This window comes from [Phormidium] sp. LEGE 05292 (genome assembly GCF_015207735.1).
Classification (GTDB): Bacteria; Cyanobacteriota; Cyanobacteriia; order Cyanobacteriales; family Aerosakkonemataceae; genus Floridanema.
Genome location: NZ_JADEWG010000129.1, coordinates 1 through 17920 on the forward strand (window position 1 = coordinate 1; position 17920 = coordinate 17920).

Below are 17920 nucleotides of genomic sequence, written 5' to 3' on the forward strand. Positions count from 1 at the left end.
CAAGGGGACAAGGGGACAAGGGGACAAGGGGACAAGGGGAAGTAATTGATTGCAAATTTAACCAGGGTTTGTTGATTTACAGAACGATCGGGATTCATCAAGAAATCTGGTAAATCTGTAAATCTCGGTCAAATTTTCCTCTGCTCTTATGCTGCTTCAACAAGTAATTTTAGTGATTAACAAAGTATGGGAATACTTTATTTAGTAGCAACTCCGATCGGTAACTTGGAAGATATGACTTTTCGGGCGATTAGAATTTTACAAACTGTAGATATAATTGCGGCGGAAGATACGCGCCATACGGGAAAATTGCTGCAACATTTTCAAATTAAAACGCCACAATTAAGTTATCATGAACATAACAGTCAGCAAAGAATTCCTGAATTGCTGTCACAATTAAGCCAAGGAAAAACGATCGCACTCGTCACAGATGCCGGAATGCCGTTAATTTCCGATCCGGGATATGAGTTAGTTAAAGCTTGCGTGGCTCAAGGGATTTCTATAATTCCCATTCCCGGCGCAAATGCGGCGATTACCGCTTTAAGTGCAGCTGGATTAGCGACAGATAAATTTGTTTTTGAGGGCTTTTTACCAGCTAAAAGTAAAGAACGTCGCACCCATTTAGAAACATTAAAAGGCGAAACTCGCACGATAATTTTTTACGAATCTCCACACCGTTTGCGGGAAACTCTGCAAGATTTAAGCGCAGTTTTGGGCGAAACGAGAGAGATTGTTCTGGCAAGAGAGTTAACCAAAATGCACGAAGAATTTTGGCGGGGAACAATTACAGATGCGATCGCTCACTATACAAAGCGCGAACCCCAAGGCGAATTTACCTTAGTAGTTGCTGGCGCTACCTTAGAAAAACCGCAACTTTCAGAAGCAGTAATTAAAGCAGAATTACAAAACTTACTCAAGCAAGGATTATCTCGTTCTGATGCTAGTCGTCAGTTATCTCAGCAAACATCACTTCCCCGCCGCCAAATTTACCAGTTAGCTCTGACAATTGCCGAACCTAATTTGGCTGATGAATAAAGCTGTGTTCAACTATCTTGAAACACTTCTTTAGAGAACATTTCTGATAAAGTACGGAGATAGGGCAAAAATGGTGCTACCTGATCTAAACATGAGCGATCGTGCATTTCCCAAAGTATATTGTTTAACATCTCCTGCACTAAAGTCCAACCTACTTTTAAACGGGGATATAACATTACACAAAGCGGGAAAAGTTCCTGTTGTACAGAGCGAATATTACCTTCTAAAACACATAAACACAGGTAAACTTGGAACATTTCCACATCACGAATGCTGGAAATTTTTACAACTTCTGAACGTAAAGATCCAGAGTAAGTTTCATAGCTTGGGTGCTGACGAATTACGCGATCGTAAACTGCATAAGCAATTCTGGTACTAATTGGTAAAAGATGCTGAACAGCTAATAATTCTGGAGAATTTTCTTCATGATTAGCTGCTGCTTCGTAAGCTGCTTGCAGCGGCATATACATATGATCGTCCATCACCTTTAAGTAAGGTGAAAATAGGGCTTGTTCCCCAGGTGAAAGCCACGCCAGTATTTTTTGTCCAGTGTAATGGAATTGCATACTGACAAAACCGATCGCACGGGGGTCTTGGCTAGTATATTTCTGCCGAACTCGACCGCTATCTTTACCCATAAGCACGGAAAGACGTTCTGGCGCAGCACCCTCAGCATAAGCTTCCCAAGCTTTTTGAAATAAATTTCTGGTATCTGCGGCAATTTCTAAAGGATTGATTAATTCTGGATTAATTCCGTGACGACGAATCTCTTCCGAAAGTAGAGTTTCTGTCAACGACCAAGCTTGAGCACTAGCTAATGTCAAATTCTGCATCAATTTACTTGCAGTTTTCCGCCGACCCGCCCCAGAATTTACTTCTTCTAGGCTTTCATGTTTTGTCCGTTCTTTAGAATTGTCACGGGTAACAGAAAGGTAATATTTTTTAGCCCACAGCACCGCCAGAGAATGATAATTCGATTCTAATGATTGGTGTTGTGAAGCGGGAACACTACCGGACTGAACTGTAAATGATGTAGATGCCAAAGGTTGAGTCATCTTTTTGGTTTAATTTTGTAAAAATGGTTTAAAACGAACCGATAACGAGATTTTATGTCTGATTTTTTGATCCAGACGTTATTAGACTAAATTTCACCCCTCTTTGCTAGAGCAGAGTGCTTCAGAAAAAAATCATAGAACAACGTTCGGATTTTACTGAATCTTCATACCCAGAAATGCTAAAGTATGAAAAGTATGATGTATTTTTACGTAAAAGTAAAACAGTTTCTTTACGAAAATTAACTTTAGGAAAACTACAGCCATTTAATGAAATCTCTGACCGCGCTAATTATTGCTGTTATACTTGCAGTCTGGATGATGGCGATCGCCATTCTCTCCGTACAAAACGCCACTCCAGTCACCCTAAAGTTTTTAGCTTACGAGTCAATACGCTTGCCAGTGGGTGTGGTGTTGGCGTTTAGTGCCGCAGCGGGTGCGATCGTTGGTGCGATCGTCGCTCTCCCTTTGTTCAGTTCGCCTAGTTCAGAAGCAGAAGATTTTCCTACAGAAAATTACCGCACAGAAAATCGCCAGCAAAAAACTACAGTCGGTGCAGATGATTGGATGGAAAAGGGTTCGCAAGATTGGTAGTTTGGGGACTGGGAATTCTTTGCCTTTCCTATTTAATTAAAACTCCAAATTTTCGGCTGTTCCCTGTTCCCTGTTCTCTTGCTCAGCCGACTAAATCATCTAATTCTTGTTGCATGAGAAAAAGAACTTTTTCATAACAGTAATTAACATATTGGCGATCGATCGCTGCTTCCCTTCCATATCGGTCAAAAATAATTGGCGCACAAACACGAGTTTCAATTTGAATTGGTAAGGGAAGATGCGGCAAAGGGCCAATTCCGATTCCCCAAGGTAATCCTAAATAAATCGGAAAAACGACAGGATCGATATCAAATAACCAAGGCATTCCCCACTCATGTAATTGCTGCATTTGTTTGTAAATGTCAGCCAAAACTATAAAATTTTCGTGAGCACCATGAGAAATTACCGGAACAATTGGTACTCCTTCCCGTAATGCTAATTTAATAAACCCTTTGCGCTCTGCAAAATAAATTTTATTGCGTAAATTGTAGGGTCGAAAAACATCTTCTGCACCACCCGGATAAACTAACACACTAGCTCCTTGGTGCAAAGCTGCGATCGCCATTTTCGGATGAGCCATAACTGCTCCGGCTTTTTCCCCCAACTGCGCTAGTGGCAAAGCATATTTCCAAACATGAGGGTGCATTAAACCATAAACAGGACGAGAAAAACCAAAAAGCCGGAACCAATCGTACATCATCATAAACATATCTGGTGCGGCTAATCCTCCATTATGAGAACCAACAAACAGCACTTTTCCCGGAGGAATTTGTTCCCAACCGCTAGTTTTTACCCGAAAATATTCATGATAAAGCCATCCCCAAATCGGCATCAAAGATTTAATAAATGTTTCGTCTCGGCGCTCTAAAGACCATCCCGGTCTCGTTTCCCACTGATGATTTTGATGTTTTTTCATACTGGATTAACGTAAGTTTCTAGTTATGTGCTTAGGGGTTGTCGTTCGCGTAGCGTGCCGTAGGCAATCCCCCTAAATCCCCCTTAATAAGGGGGACTTTGAATTTAGTTCCCCCCTTAATAAGGGGGACTTTAAATCTAATTCCCCCCTTAATAAGGGGGACTTTGAATCTAGTTCCCCCCTTAATAAGGGGGGTTAGGGGGGATCTAAACGCAAATCTATAATAATTACCAATTAATTTATTATTTAATCCGTCGATAATCCCAAGGTGCAACGAATTGGGGGTCTTTCCAAACCCCACGTAAATTTTTTTTCGCATCTATTTCTGCCTGTTCAATAATCTCTTTACTGGGACAATATCGGAGATAAGGACGATTGACTAATGCTAAACCTTCTCGAATCAAAGCTTCTTGAATAAACGTACCATTAGGTAAACGAACTTCTGCAATTTGCCGTCCGTACTTATCAGTATCAGTGATATTCAAGACAACGCGATCGCCTCCTTGGTTAACTAACTGCTGCACTCTTGTTTTTGCTTTAATTCCCCAATTAAATTGGTTTTTATCCACCAACTTTTGGCTATTCTTTTCCTTATTGGAATGGGGAACTTCCGGCGCATCAATACAGGCAAAGCGGACGGTGATATTACTTTTATTGCCTTGATTGACAGCGATCGTATCTCCATCACTTACCCGCTGCACAGTATAAGTATTTTGACCCGGAAAGAACTGGCATCCGGCTAAACTTAGAACTAGTGCGATCGGAATCAATTTGTAAAAATGAATCATGTATTTATATTTACCACGAAAATAACACTACTTACACAGATATTTCTATTTTGGCGAACTTTTGCAAATACAGGCAGTAAGGCATAATTAACTTTACTTGTAAATTTAGGTGGTACAATGAAAAGACTTTTAGTTACTGGTGCTAGCGGTTTTTTAGGATGGAACCTTTGCCAACTTGCTCAACAAGAATGGCAAGTTTACGGCACTTACTTGAGCAAAGCAGTAGAAATTCCCAATGTAAATTTAATTAAAGTTGATTTAAGAGACTTTGAGCAATTAAAAAAACTATTTCAGCAAATTCAACCTACAGCAGTTATTCACACTGCCGCCCAATCTAACCCTAACTTTTGCCAAACTCACCCCGAAGAATCCACAATAATTAATGTCACAACTTCCAGTAATATTGCTGGTTTATGTGCAGATTATTCTCTCCCTTGCGCCTTTACTTCCACCGACTTAGTTTTTAATGGTTTAAATCCGCCTTACCAAGAAACAGATCCAGTTTCTCCTGTCAATGTTTACGGCGAACAAAAAGTCTTAGCTGAACAAGAAATGTTAGCCAGATATCCGCAAACAGCAGTTTGTCGAATGCCATTAATGTTTGGTATTGCACCTGAAGGCGCAACTAGTTTTATTCAACCATTTATCAAAATACTCAAAGAAGGAAAAGAGTTAAGTTTATTCACCGATGAATTTAGAACCCCTGTTAGTGGCAAAACTGCTGCTAGCGGACTTTTATTAGCTTTAGAAAAAGTTAACGGAGTGCTTCATTTAGGCGGAAAAGAACGGATATCGCGTTATGAATTTGGTCGGTTAATGGCAGAAATTTTCCAACTTCCCCAAGATAAATTAACAGCTTGTTTGCAAAAAGATGTCCCAATGGCAGCAGCTAGACCTAGTGATGTTTCGTTAAATAGTGACAAAGCTTTTGCTTTGGGATATCAACCTTTGAATTTACGAGAAGAGTTAGAACAGTTACGAGGAAAAGTTTAGTTTAGCTATTTAACCAACCTTGCCAAGCATCCCAGTTTTGTACCAAATTAGCATACGCCGAATAACCTGCTGCATTGGGGTGGTAACTATCATTTGCTGCTACTTCTTTTAACCAAAATTCTGATTTTTGCAATGGTGTAAAAACATCAAGATAAGGCACATTTAGCTGTTCACAAATAATGGCTAATTCTTGAGATAAAGTTTCAATTCTGCTGTTTTGTTCTACTTCGACAATGGGAGGCGGACTTACCATTAATATAGAAAATAAGTTTTTGGCAATAGATAAGATTTGCAGAGTATTTTCTTTAGTTTTACTTAATTCAACGCGAGGTTTGCCGTTTTCAATGGTGGTATCATTTACACCAAAGGAGAAGAGGATTCTGCGATCGCAACTTTCCGGCAACCTCCGCGCCACCTCCTCAAACCAACGTTCCGCAATATCAGTACTAGTTTCCCTTCTAATTCCCAAATTATAGTAAGTAATATCATGACCTTGTTTAATTGCTGTACTGCAAATTCTTCCCGTCCAACCCAGACATTCAGAATCACCAGTTCCATTGACAAACGAATCACCAACAAAGCAAATTTGGACATTAGATAAAGGCATTTTTATTGTATTTTTAGTTAATTGTTGACGTAGCAATTATAGACAACACCTTTTCTACATTCATTGGTTCAACGCTTTTATGTGAGTCAGATAATCGCTTGCATTTGTCACACAGCTAACTCCAAGCGATGAATTTTTTCCCGAATATCCTGGCGAAGTTCATACAAACTAGACCATTCAAAACAATCAACATCGTCTCCTAATTCTCCGGCTTCAAAACGTTGGTAAAAAATACTTGATTCCATCTGGTAACGCTGCTCAAATTCACGCAAATCTCGATCGTACTTTTCTAAACGTAGTCGATGCTGACTAAGTGCAACATCCAATAGCTTTCCTAAGATTTGATCTAGTTCGGCTTGGTTAGAATAAGTATCTTTGAGAAGTTCTAGTTTTTGCAATGTATTCATTACTAAATCTTTCCTGGCTTTAGCAAATGGTAAACCAAGGGACGGCTCTTCTAATCAGTTAAACCTCTAAAATTAAGCTGTCAGAGGTTTTTTTCGCGGACGACCTCCCCGTTTTCCATTTTGACGAGCCGCTGTTGCTTTGGCGGTGGAAGTTGCAGATCCACCTCTGCTGCCTAATTCAGCCATCCAAGCCTTAGTTCCAAATATCCCCATCATCAAAGACGGAATGCTCATATCTACATCCAGTGTTTCCCAATGCAACCCCTGACCGGAAGGGGTTACTTCCACTTGCGTTAGATCGTTGAGGGAAGCTTCCGCCAACCCTTGAACTAATTTCGGGGGAAACAGGAAACCTGTTCCATTTCGCAGTTCTATGACTATGCGATCGGAATTTGCATCGTAGTAGGCAGACTTAGCGCGTGGCTCGGAAGCATCTGCGTAAGCAGCTGCCTCCCTTGCCTTAGCAATTTCATCTTTTAGGATTTCTTCAGTCAGATTCAGGTTCTCCATGAATTTCTCTCCATTTTTCTAATAATTCTGCCTGGTGAGCAATCACCAGTTTCAGCGCTTTAACTGCATCTTTATCGCTCATGTTCCATATTCCTACTAACTTGGGACGCTCAGTGGCGCTGCCGAGGTTGATCTTAGCTTCTCCTTCTGCCTTCAAGACGTGGACATGGGATGGAAGGTGATCGTTAGGGTAGATGCGAATACTAAAGCCATCTTTTTTTAGTACAGTTGCCATAAAAGTTTTTATAAATAGTTTTTTGTATATGTTTACACTTTAACCTAAACGCTTGGGTTTTGTCAAGAATCTAAAAAACTCCTGTCAGTCAAGCCAGGAGTTATGAGTAGAATTACCATGTCAATCTAAAATCGAAAATACCTGCTACGCACACGCTACGCGAACGGAAATCTAAAATCTAAGACTTGATTCTACTTCGCCTCCATCCAATTCTCTCCCACATGAACATCAACCACCAAAGGAACACTTAAAGGTAGTGCATTTTCCATCGTTTCCTTAATTTTTGGTTGCAACTCTTTCCATTCGGAATGAGGAACTTCAAACACTAATTCATCATGCACTTGTAACAACAATCGCGCCTGATAATTACGTAAAACTTCATGCAATTTCACCATTGCAATTTTAATAATATCAGCACTAGAACCTTGAATTGGTGCATTAGCAGCCGCACGCAAAAGTTGCGCGTCATTTTGTCCCATATTCTTCAATTTTCCCAAATCAACTTCATCCGGGTTCCTACCTTCAAAAGCGCGTAAACTACCACCTTCAAACTTAAAATAACGCCGACGACCTTTAATTGTTTCTACATAACCTTTGGCGATCGCTTCCCGCTTCATTCTTTCCAAATAATCAAACACTTTGGCATAACGAGTATTGAATTTTTCGATAAAATCACTAGCAACTGCTTTTTTAATGCCAGTAGAACGGGAAAACCTCATTGCACCCATACCATAAATTACCCCAAAGTTAATTGTTTTTGCTATCCGACGTTCATCAGGGGTAATATCTTCTTTTTCAAAGACAATTTTTGCAGTAACAGTGTGAATATCTTGATTATTTTGGTAAGCTTCCACTAGCACAGGTTCTTGGCTTAAATGCGCCAAAATTCTTAACTCAATTTGTGAGTAGTCAGCCGATACTAATAACCAACCTGCTTCTGGTAAAAATGCCTGACGAATTTTTCTGCTAAATTCGGTACGAATGGGTATATTTTGTAAGTTAGGATTAGAAGAGGAAAGCCTTCCTGTAGCTGTCGCAGTTTGGTTAAAATCAGTATGCACTCGCTGATTTTTATCCATCAATTGAGGTAAAGCATCTACATAAGTAGATTTCAATTTAGATAAAGTGCGAGATTCTAAAATCGCATCAACAACTGGGTGATCTCCCTGCAATTTTTCCAAAGTTGCTGCATCGGTAGAATAACCAGAGGCAATTTTACGGGATTTCTTTCTATCTAAGTTCAGTTTTTCAAACAACAACTGACTTAACTGTTTTGGTGAACCTAAGTTAAACTTTTCTCCCGCAGCTTCATAAGCTTTTTCTTCGATCGCTTTCAAATCCTGTTCCAATTTTTGCGATAATTCTTTTAAATAAGGTGCGTCAACGCGAATTCCTACTTCTTCCATTCCTGCTAATACAGGTTCTAAAGGTAATTCGATTTCTCGCAATAAAGCATCAAGCGTGGGAACAGCTTTCAGTTCTTTTTCAAATTTTCCAACTAACTGGAATGTGGCGTAAACTTGCATTCCGCAATAATCAGCAATTACCGGAATATCCACATCGCCAATAGTTTTCCCTTTGGGAACTACGCTATCATAACTTTTGATGGTTAATCCTAAATATCTTTGCGTTAGTTCGCTAAGACTATGGCTATTTTCGGGATTTAAAACATAGCTAGCCAACATCGGATCGAAGACAACGCCAGCAAGATTAATTCCTTGACAGCGGAAGACTAAGCGATCGAACTTCGCATTCTGAAAAACTTTCGGATATTTATCGCTTTCTAAAATCGGACGTAAAGCTTCTAAAACTCTTTGTTTCTCTAAATTTTCCCCTGATTTATGATTGATGGGAATATAAGCAACTTCATTAGAGTTAGTTCCCCAACAACAACCAATTCCCACTAATTCTGCACACAAAGGGTCTAGATCGCTAGTTTCTGTATCCCAAGCAACTGTTACTTTGGTACAGCTTTTTAACTGTTTTACTAACTCACTTAATTTTTCTGGAGTATCAATAATTTGAATTGTAACTGGTGAAATTGATTGTTTTTGTGCAGCTTGGGTTTCTTCATAAGTGAAAAAGTCCAATTCTGCTGATTCGTCGGGAAGTTCTACCTCATTAATGGGTAATTTTTCTGTAACGAATTGTGGTTTTTCTCCCTCAACTACTCCGCCAAATGCTTGCTGTAGCTGTTTGACTTTTCCTAAGTAAGATTTGAACTCTAATTTTTCTAATAACGGTTCTAAAGCTGAACTGTCAAAACCTGTAAGTTGACAATCTTCTAATTTAATTTCTAAGGGAACATCAACAACTATTCTGGCTAAATGCTGAGAGTGATAAGCCGCATCTTTACCAGTTTCTAATTTAGTTTTGTTAGCACCTTTAATTTGCTCTAAATTGGCGTAAACATTCTCTAAAGAACCGTACTCGGAAAGTAACTTGACTGCTGTTTTATCACCGATACCTTTGACACCGGGAATGTTATCAGAAGCATCACCGCATAAAGCTTTGTAATCTACTACTTGTTCTGGCAGAATTCCCATTTTTTCTTTGACTGCTTCTGGGTCAAATTCTGTTAGTCCTGTGGTGCTTCCTCGTTGTAGGAAATTATTACCTAAGTAGAGGACGCTAATGCCTTTTTTAGGGTCAACTAATTGGAATAAATCTCGATCGCCTGTCAAAATCTTTACCCGATACCCCGCTGCACTCGCCTTTTCTGCCAAAGTTCCTAAAACATCATCTGCTTCATATCCCGGCGCAGTAACAATTGGCAAATTAAAAGCATCTAATAATTCGTGGAGATTCTTTAGATCGGTGATAAAATCTTCTGGTGTTTCTTGTCGATCGGCTTTGTAAGTGTCATCTGCCTCATGGCGGAAAGTTGGCAAACCTAAGTCAAATGCGATCGCCATACTTTGCGGTTTTTGTGATTCAATCACCGCTAAAAGTGACTTGAGAAAACCAAAACAAGCACTAGTCGGAATACCACTTTTTGTTTTTAAACCGCCATCTCTTCCTTTAGCAAAAGCATAAAAAGAACGAAAGGCTAAAGAGTGACCATCTACTAGGACGATCAGGGGCAAATTTTCCGTTTCAGTAGGGTTAGATTTTGACATAATTATTTATTTTAGCGAACTTCTGCTCAGTGAACGACTTCAGTGGTTAAAACAGACTGTTTGTTGTAGCGACTTTAGTCGTATTTTGATTTTAAAGAACGACTTCAGTGGTTAAAACAGACTGTTTGTTGTAGCGACTTTAGTCGTATTTTAATTTCAAAGAACGACTGAAGTCGTCACAACGAACCAAAATCTAGAGGAACTTCTTCAATATTGGCTAAGGCGAGAATTTTCTCTTGATTTGTTGCTGCTTCTTGAGTTTCTAAACTCCTTTCGCATCTCACTCCAAACTGACAAAAATTACAATCCCTAGAATTTTCTGTAATTTGGGGAAACTCCTCTCCTATTTTATACCTTTCTAACCAATAATTGAGTTGATTTAATAACTTAATTAAATCTTGTTTGGTTTTTTCGTGTTTTTCAGTATTGTAAGCAAATCTTAAACTTTTTGGTTCCGGTTGAGATTGGACAAACCAATAACTCATCGAGATTTCTTCTGGTTTATAATCACTCGTTTCTGCCAAAACAAATAGATATAGACGAGTTTGCCAATCCTGTTCTAAAAACTGCCGTTTTTTCGGTTCTGGATAGGTTTTCCAATCTAAAATTTGGGCTTTATTATCAGATGCAATTAATAAATCATAAGCCACAGTCAGCAAATAGCCTTGAAAATTGAAACTGCGAAAATGTTCGCTGTCGCGGAAGTTATCGTTATTGAGATTAGGAGTTAAAATTTCCGGCGCAGCACTAACTAAAGCGACTACAGAATGCTGCATTTTCCGATCTTCTTGTAACAGAGATTCGATCGGCAAACCTAATTCCCTCTGTTGCATCAACAAGTGAAAATGACTTCCCCAACTTAGCTTTTCTTGCTGTTCAGGAGTCGTCACAGAACCAAACTGATCTAAATAGGTATGTTGAAACTTTCTCGGACAACTTGAAAGTATATTTAAGTGTCTTTGGGATAAGCGCATAAGCAATTACAAATTTTCAATGGTTCAGGATTTACTTAAGACAAACACACTGCCCTCATTACCTCTGCCAATTCGCATATCTTCATCAAGATATGTAATATCTAACCAACCTTTTTGTTCGCGGCTAGTAATAGCAAAATCAATTCCCAAAAACTTTTTACCCGATTCTATTTGTTTAATAAGATTATCAGGATTTTGATAATCAAACAACCGTTGCAAACCACTAATTGCCCGGTCAAATCTCACATTTACTCGACGTTCAGAAACCGGAATAAAAGTGGCAGTTACGCTGATAATACTTTCCAAAAAGGGCAACCCAGAAACTTCGGCAATGTTGTAGATTTTAGTATCCTGAGTGCGAACACATTGGTAAATTTGCCCTAGATTAAACAACGGTAGATTATTAATACCTAAAAGTTCTTGGCTGGTAGTATAAAGTAATCGCCAATTTCCTTCCAGTAAATCTGTAGCTTCCGTTGGTCTGGGAGTGGGGTTGCGATCTTCCAGTTGTGCCACTAAAGCCATGATTGCCAGCTTATCATTTTCATTCGCTAGTAAACCACGATTTTTACCTGCGATCGCTTCTAGCAGTTCTATCTTCCCAATCATGTTTATACACCTCTTGTGATCTCCTTACCTCTAAGCATAGTCTGTGCTTAAACTAGAGTCGAATAGGCCGATAATTGCTAAACTTTTATTGTCTGATACTTAGATGAAGCAACTCTTTACGCTCCTATGATATATAATCCCTCTTTGCGCGAAGATCCAATAGATCAACCCGCAGCTGTAATCCCCACCAAACATGACACTTCGATTCTTGATTGGTTAGAATCTACAGGTCGCCTCTTAGCAAGAGATGAAGTCGCTGCCCAAGACTATTCAGAAGAAGGCGAAGACATCGACGGTTTAATAGCTACTGATGAAATAGGATACGACGACGACGACTTCGGTGATGATGATATCGGAGACTTGGAAGAAGAGATTTAATCTTTGAAGGCAGAAGGCAGAAGGCAAAAGGCAGAAGTGAAAAGGCAGAAGGCAGAAGTGAAAAATTCACCTTGTCCCCTTGTCCCCTTGTCCCCTTGTCTCCTTGTCCTCTTGTCCCCCCTGCCCTTCCCAATGACCAAAAACATGGGTACAAGCCCCGTCCTTGCAGGACGGCTTTAATTGTGTTAGGCTAAACGCCGTAGAGGTTTTCCACGTCAAATGATAGTTCTAGAGTTTAAAGCGCAAGGGAAAACAACTCAATATAAAGCCATTGATGAAGCAATTAGGACTGCTCAATTTGTCCGCAATAAATGTCTCCGATATTGGATGAATAATCGCGGAATTGGACAGAAAGAATTGTATCGTCATAACACGGCATTAAGAGCAGAATACCCCTTTGTTAAGGCTTTAAATTCTCATGCTTGCCAAGTTGCAGTGGAATGGGCTTATTCAGCAATTGCGAGATTTTACGATAACTGCCGAAAGGCTATCCCAGGAAAGAAAGGCTATCCACAATTTAAGAAAAACTGTCGTTCAGTTGAATATAAAGTTTCGGGATGGTCACTTTCTGAAACTAGAAAACAAATCACCTTTACAGACAAAAAAGGGATTGGCAAACTAAAACTTAAGGGGACGTGGGATTTAAACTTCTACCAATTAGAACAGATAAAACGGGTAAGGATAGTTCGGCGTGCTGATGGTTATTATGTCCAATTATTAGTAAAAGTGGACAACAAAGTAGATTGTCAGCCGACTGGCAAAGCGATTGGGTTGGATGTGGGAATTAAAGAATTCTACACAGATTCCAATGGTTACTCAGAACCAAATCCTAAGTTTTATCGAACAAGTGAGAAGCGTCTAAAGTTTAGACAAAGGCGGGTTTCTCGCAAAAAGAAAGGCTCTACCAATCGCAAAAAAGCTATTAATAGATTAGGGCGAGTACACCTCAAAATAAGTAGGCAACGTGAAGAACACGCCAAGAGACTGGCGCGTTGCGTAACTCGATCTAACGATCTGATCGCCTACGAAGATTTGCGGATTAAGAATTTAGTTAAAAATCATTGTCTCGCTAAATCTATTAATGATGCAGGTTGGTATCAATTTAGAAAATGGCTGGAACATTTTGGAGTTAAGTTTGGCAAGATAACTATTGCTGTTAATCCTGCTTATACTTCCCAGGAATGCTCCTGTTGCGGTGCAATAGTCAAAAAATCCTTATCTATAAGAACCCATATTTGTGAATGTGGATTTATTTTGGATAGGGATTGGAATGCCGCGTTAATTATTCTAAAAACAGCCTTGAGTACGGCAGGTCATGTCGGAACTTGGATCGTAGATCCGAACGCTTCAGGAGATTTGGCCTCTACTTTGGCTGGAGCAATCCTGCCAGAGCAAGCTGAGTCTATGAATGAAGAATCACCGCTGCTTTAGCACGGTGAGTGTCAACAAAATCAATTTATTAGTGTGGAGTGAAGTATTTTTGTGGATGCTAAATCACTAGATAGCAGGTCACTCAAGTTATCAGGGGTGAGTCTGTCTGTAATCCTAGCAGTTGTGCTGAGTTTAGTGGCGCTTTTTCTAGATGGGAAAACAGGTAGATATTTAAACCCAGGAGTTTCTTTGACTCTGCCGTTTTGGGTTTGCGCCATAGCAACAGCTGGGATAGGCTACTGGGTAGTACCGCTTTTGCGATCGCTAAAAGCTGGACAAGTAATTCGGGAAGATGGGCCACAAAGTCATTTGAAAAAAGGTGGCACTCCCACAATGGGAGGAATATTTTTTATCCCTGTCGGTGCGATTATTTCTGTAATTTGGTCAGCTTTGAGTTTAGGAATCAAAGACTTTGGAACAGTAGCAGCAGTTGCCGCATTAACTCTTGGTTATGGTTTTATTGGTTGGTTAGATGATTGGCAAATTTTACGTCGCAAATCCAACAAAGGCATTTCACCGAAAATGAAATTAGCGTTGCAAATTGGTTTTGCAGCGTTATTTTGTCTCTGGTTACTTTGGCAACAACCAGCAAATATTACCACCATCAATTTACCGTTTGGTTTAGCATTACCTTTGGGTTTATTGTTTTGGCCGTTGGCAGTTTTTGTCTTAGTAGCAGAAAGTAACGCGACAAATTTAACTGATGGTGTTGATGGGTTAGCAGGTGGACTTTGCGCGATCGTATTTTTAGGATTAGCAACCTTAGTCGCCTCAACTCACCCCGGATTAATGATATTTTGCGCCTGTTTAAGTGGCAGCTGTTTAGGATTTTTAGCCCACAATCGTAACCCAGCTAGAGTATTTATGGGCGATACAGGTTCCCTAGCATTAGGAGGCGCTTTAGCATCGGTAGCCCTATTAAGTAACACACTTTGGAGTTTATTTATCCTTAGTGGAATCTTCTTTATCGAAACCCTTTCCGTAATGGCACAAGTCAGTTATTACAAAGCGACAAAAGGGCCTGATGGAGTAGGAAAACGACTGTTCAAAATGGCCCCCTTACATCACCATTTAGAACTTTCTGGTTGGACAGAACTGCAAGTGGTTGCTAGTTTTTACACTATCAACGGAATTTTGTATCTCTTGTGTTTGTTGATTCGTTAATATAGGGACTAGGGACTAGGTACTGGGTACTGGGTACTAGGTACTGGGAAAGTTTGACCAAGATTATTTGATTTACAGGATGAACGGGATTAGTCAATCTGTAAATCCTCTCCATCCTTAAATCTTGTAAATCCCGATCGAGTTTTGAGTTGTAGGGGCGGGTTTAGTAAAGTATTTTGATTACCAAACAGATAAGATATCAGCAAAACCCGCCCTGGAGAGAGTTTTGGGTTTTGAGTTTTTCCCCGTCTCTCCAATCCCCAGTACCCATTACCCAGTCCCTAGTCCCCAGTCCCCAATCCCTAATCCCAAAAATGAACGACCAAGATAAAAGTATATTTCCAAAAGTTTCGGTAGTCGTCCCAGTTTATAATGGGGAAAATGATTTACCGGATTTAATTAATTGCTTAAAATCACAAACTTATCCCATTGAACAAGTAGAATATTTTTTAGTAGATAATGCAAGTAGCGATCGCACTTCCACCATCATCCAAAACGCCGCCCAAAACTTCCCCCAAATTCACTACTTAGCAGAAACTAAAATTCAAAGTTCCTACGCCGCACGCAACGCTGGTATTCGCGCCGCCAATAGTGAAATTATTGCTTTTACTGACGCTGATTGTCGTCCTCAACCCCAATGGTTAACTCAATTAATTATACCATTTCAAGATGCAAATATTGGCATTGTTGCTGGGGAAATTATCGGATTACCTGGACAAACAATCTTAGAAAAATATGCCGAAAAGCATGATACATTATCTCAAAAATATACTTTAAAACATCCTTTTTGCCCTTACGGTCAAACAGCCAACTTAGCAATTAGAAAAGAAATTTTTGCTCAAATTGGTTTATTTCGTCCTTACCTAACTACTGGTGGTGATGCTGATATTTGTTGGCGAATTCAAAAAGAAACCGACTGGAAAATTCATTTAGCGCCAAATGCGATCGTCCAACATCGTCATCGGTCTACATTAACAGAGTTTAAAAGTCAATGGCGTAGATACGGGAAATCAAATCGCTATTTACATGAACTTTATGGCATTAATTTAATGCCAAATGTCCCTAGAAAAGAATATATTCATACTTTGGCTAGATGGATAGTAAAAGAAGTACCCATTACCAGCGTTAAAGCAATTCTCGGCAAAGCTAATTTTTTAGACTTACTTAATACTCCTTTGAGTTTACTAATTAAAGGAGCGCGATTTTCTGGACAGCAGTCAGTACAACTTCCTGAAACAGCAAAAATAATTGAACGACTAGAATAAACTTCTGGGAAAACTGAGCAAAAGTGAGAATTACAACGTTTCCCTTTCCCCTGAATAAATTTCGTTACATTTAATATAGTAAATAATTCTCAAGGTGATAAGGTGGTACAGATGCCAGGTCAACTGTTACTTGTCGATGATGAACCCGGACTACGCGAAGCCGTCCAAGCTTATCTAGAAGACAGTGAATTCAACGTTAATGTTGCTAGTAACGCTACCGAAGGTTGGGAAAAACTGCAAAGTAATCCTCCTGACTTGGTGATTACAGATATTATGATGCCTCAAGTAGATGGGTATCAGTTTCTCAAGCAAATGCGGGAAGATCCCCGTTTCAAATCATTACCAGTAGTATTTCTCACTGCTAGGGGAATGACTAAAGACCGCATTCAAGGATATCAAGCTGGTTGTGATGCTTATCTTTCCAAACCCTTTGACCCTGATGAGTTAGTTGCAATTGTAGAAAATTTGTTGGAACGTCGGGCATCTTCCGAAAAAGGAGGAGAAGGTACAGATCTCGAAGATCTTGCCCGACAATTGGCAGAAATTAGGGAATTATTGAAGCAAAGACCTACGATCGCACAATCCGACACACACATTAAAATTGATTTGACCCCTAGAGAACAAAGTGTCCTAGACTTAGTAGCACAAGGGCTGATGAACAAAGAAATCGCCCGCCGTTTAGAAACCAGCGTTCGCAACGTCGAAAAATACGTTAGCCGCTTATTTAGTAAAACGGGTACCAACAGCCGCACCGAATTAGTCCGTTATGCCCTGGAACATGGTTTAACCAAATAAAGTGGTTTTTCTCATACTGCTGATAAAATTCCTGGTTTTTGGGACTAGGGACTGGGAAAGTTTGACCAAGATTATTTGATTAACAGGATGAACGGGATTAGTCAATCTGTAAATCCTCTCCATCCTGAAATCTTGTAAATCCCGATCGAGTTTTGAGTTAGGAATAGGAAGAGAGTTTTGAATTCAGGACTTTTCTTGCCCCTGGAGCCCCTGGAGCCCCCTTTAAAGGCGCAACAGTATACTAAGCCCATGAGTATCAGTACCACAAGTATTCAACAAATTGTATGTGGCACTTAATTGCTGCACTTGTTTAGTTTGTTCGGGGCTGGTACACCAAGGATTAGGATTGTTGTAAGCATAATAAGTTTCTACTCCATCAATACCCAAATGGGCAGCTTCGGGAATTAAAGCAGTTGCAGCCTGACGATATCGCGCTGGGTGTGCCAGTACCGCCAAACCACCAGCCTGATGAATAGCCGCGATCGCATTAGCTGCCTTAGCTTCTTTATCGATCGGACTTACACCTAGCAAATAAGTCAACATTGATGGATGTCGGGGGTTAAAGCCATAACCCAAAATATGCACTTCAGTTCCCAGAAGTTTTGCGGTAATTTCTACCCCAGTCCACAGACGAGGTGCTGATGTTTCTGGGTGAGAATGCTTCCATTGTTCTAGCCAGTTGGTAGCTTGATAGAAACCGTTAACGCTGTGATGATCTGTGATAGCAAATCCTTTCAAACCAATAGCGATCGCTTGTTCTACCAACTGCTGTGGTTCTAACTTACCATCAGAACATTTAGTGTGGAGATGAAAGTTGAAATGCAGTGGGCAACTCTCGGCACTGATAGTTTGGAACACTTCTTTGAGTGCTACCACATCTTGCGCTGCTAATAGTTGGGCTGAATCCAAAAACTGGTTTCCCAGTGGGTTGCAAATTGCTGTCATAGAACTAGGGCAGTTAGCGCTAAGCTGAGTGCTAAAAAAAGTAACTAACTGTTAAGACTAAGTTAGCAAATTTACCAGCAGAAGGCAGGGGATGGGGGAATGG

Annotated in this window: 19 protein-coding genes; 8 read left to right on the forward strand and 11 right to left on the reverse strand. The window is 40.0% G+C overall.

Annotation, left to right across the window (positions count from 1 at the left end; all coding sequences use genetic code 11):
• Positions 1 to 186 precede the first annotated feature (186 nt).
• Positions 187 to 1035: a 16S rRNA (cytidine(1402)-2'-O)-methyltransferase gene (gene rsmI, locus IQ264_RS25180; RefSeq protein ID WP_193984067.1), complete on the forward strand. Its 849-nt coding sequence runs from the start codon at positions 187 to 189 to the stop codon at positions 1033 to 1035.
• Positions 1036 to 1043: 8 nt separating this feature from the next.
• Here the strand turns inward: rsmI and IQ264_RS25185 are convergent, their stop codons facing one another.
• Positions 1044 to 2090, reverse strand: coding sequence for a hypothetical protein (locus IQ264_RS25185; protein WP_193984069.1), 1047 nt, complete (start codon positions 2088 to 2090; stop codon positions 1044 to 1046).
• Positions 2091 to 2357: 267 nt separating this feature from the next.
• Here IQ264_RS25185 and IQ264_RS25190 point away from each other — a divergent pair, with 267 nt between their 5' ends.
• Complete coding sequence (locus IQ264_RS25190; protein WP_193984071.1) at positions 2358 to 2681, forward strand: lipopolysaccharide assembly protein LapA domain-containing protein; 324 nt, start codon at positions 2358 to 2360, stop codon at positions 2679 to 2681.
• Between the two features lie 82 nt (positions 2682 to 2763).
• Here the strand turns inward: IQ264_RS25190 and IQ264_RS25195 are convergent, their stop codons facing one another.
• Entirely contained in the window at positions 2764 to 3597 is an 834-nt protein-coding gene (locus tag IQ264_RS25195; RefSeq protein ID WP_193984074.1) for a lysophospholipid acyltransferase family protein, read from the reverse strand.
• Between the two features lie 242 nt (positions 3598 to 3839).
• Positions 3840 to 4385, reverse strand: coding sequence for a thermonuclease family protein (locus tag IQ264_RS25200; protein WP_193984076.1), 546 nt, complete (start codon positions 4383 to 4385; stop codon positions 3840 to 3842).
• A gap of 117 nt (positions 4386 to 4502) precedes the next feature.
• On the opposite strand from IQ264_RS25200, the gene IQ264_RS25205 reads away from it, so the two are divergent.
• Positions 4503 to 5378, forward strand: coding sequence for an SDR family oxidoreductase (locus IQ264_RS25205; RefSeq protein WP_193984078.1), 876 nt, complete (start codon positions 4503 to 4505; stop codon positions 5376 to 5378).
• Position 5379: 1 nt separating this feature from the next.
• Here IQ264_RS25205 and IQ264_RS25210 read toward each other — a convergent pair whose 3' ends face one another.
• From IQ264_RS25210 to IQ264_RS25240, 7 genes are all read right to left on the reverse strand, one after another.
• Entirely contained in the window at positions 5380 to 5985 is a 606-nt protein-coding gene (locus IQ264_RS25210; protein WP_193984080.1) for a GDSL-type esterase/lipase family protein, read from the reverse strand.
• A gap of 107 nt (positions 5986 to 6092) precedes the next feature.
• Entirely contained in the window at positions 6093 to 6392 is a 300-nt protein-coding gene (locus tag IQ264_RS25215; protein WP_193984082.1) for a hypothetical protein, read from the reverse strand.
• A 72-nt stretch (positions 6393 to 6464) separates the two neighbouring features.
• Positions 6465 to 6902 carry a DUF2442 domain-containing protein gene (locus IQ264_RS25220; protein WP_193984084.1) on the reverse strand — a complete coding sequence of 146 codons (438 nt, stop codon included), beginning with the start codon at positions 6900 to 6902 and terminating at the stop codon, positions 6465 to 6467.
• Positions 6880 to 7137, reverse strand: coding sequence for a DUF4160 domain-containing protein (locus tag IQ264_RS25225; protein ID WP_193984086.1), 258 nt, complete (start codon positions 7135 to 7137; stop codon positions 6880 to 6882). The genes IQ264_RS25220 and IQ264_RS25225 overlap by 23 nt, the downstream gene beginning before the upstream one ends.
• 191 nt (positions 7138 to 7328) lie before the next feature.
• The gene (gene polA, locus IQ264_RS25230) at positions 7329 to 10256 is read right to left on the reverse strand and encodes a DNA polymerase I (protein WP_193984088.1); all 2928 of its coding nucleotides are present in this window, start codon (positions 10254 to 10256) and stop codon (positions 7329 to 7331) included.
• A 176-nt stretch (positions 10257 to 10432) separates the two neighbouring features.
• Positions 10433 to 11230: a PD-(D/E)XK nuclease family protein gene (locus tag IQ264_RS25235; RefSeq protein WP_193984090.1), complete on the reverse strand. Its 798-nt coding sequence runs from the start codon at positions 11228 to 11230 to the stop codon at positions 10433 to 10435.
• 24 nt (positions 11231 to 11254) lie between these two features.
• The gene (locus IQ264_RS25240) at positions 11255 to 11839 is read right to left on the reverse strand and encodes a PAP/fibrillin family protein (RefSeq protein ID WP_193984092.1); all 585 of its coding nucleotides are present in this window, start codon (positions 11837 to 11839) and stop codon (positions 11255 to 11257) included.
• Positions 11840 to 11965: 126 nt separating this feature from the next.
• On the opposite strand from IQ264_RS25240, the gene IQ264_RS25245 reads away from it, so the two are divergent.
• The 5 genes from IQ264_RS25245 to IQ264_RS25265 all read left to right on the forward strand — a co-directional run bounded on the left by IQ264_RS25245 (position 11966) and on the right by IQ264_RS25265 (position 16872).
• A complete protein-coding gene (locus IQ264_RS25245) occupies positions 11966 to 12217 on the forward strand; it encodes a DUF3134 domain-containing protein (protein WP_193984094.1) in 252 nt (83 codons plus the stop codon).
• Positions 12218 to 12436: 219 nt separating this feature from the next.
• Positions 12437 to 13648, forward strand: coding sequence for an RNA-guided endonuclease InsQ/TnpB family protein (locus IQ264_RS25250; RefSeq protein WP_193984096.1), 1212 nt, complete (start codon positions 12437 to 12439; stop codon positions 13646 to 13648).
• Positions 13649 to 13699: 51 nt separating this feature from the next.
• The gene (gene mraY, locus IQ264_RS25255) at positions 13700 to 14812 is read left to right on the forward strand and encodes a phospho-N-acetylmuramoyl-pentapeptide-transferase (protein WP_193984098.1); all 1113 of its coding nucleotides are present in this window, start codon (positions 13700 to 13702) and stop codon (positions 14810 to 14812) included.
• 314 nt (positions 14813 to 15126) lie between these two features.
• The gene (locus IQ264_RS25260; RefSeq protein WP_193984100.1) at positions 15127 to 16077 is read left to right on the forward strand and encodes a glycosyltransferase; all 951 of its coding nucleotides are present in this window, start codon (positions 15127 to 15129) and stop codon (positions 16075 to 16077) included.
• A gap of 111 nt (positions 16078 to 16188) precedes the next feature.
• Complete coding sequence (locus IQ264_RS25265) at positions 16189 to 16872, forward strand: response regulator transcription factor (protein ID WP_193984102.1); 684 nt, start codon at positions 16189 to 16191, stop codon at positions 16870 to 16872.
• A gap of 222 nt (positions 16873 to 17094) precedes the next feature.
• On the opposite strand, the gene IQ264_RS25270 is transcribed toward IQ264_RS25265, so the two are convergent.
• A complete protein-coding gene (locus IQ264_RS25270) occupies positions 17095 to 17817 on the reverse strand; it encodes a PHP domain-containing protein (RefSeq protein WP_193984104.1) in 723 nt (240 codons plus the stop codon).
• Positions 17818 to 17920 lie beyond the last annotated feature (103 nt).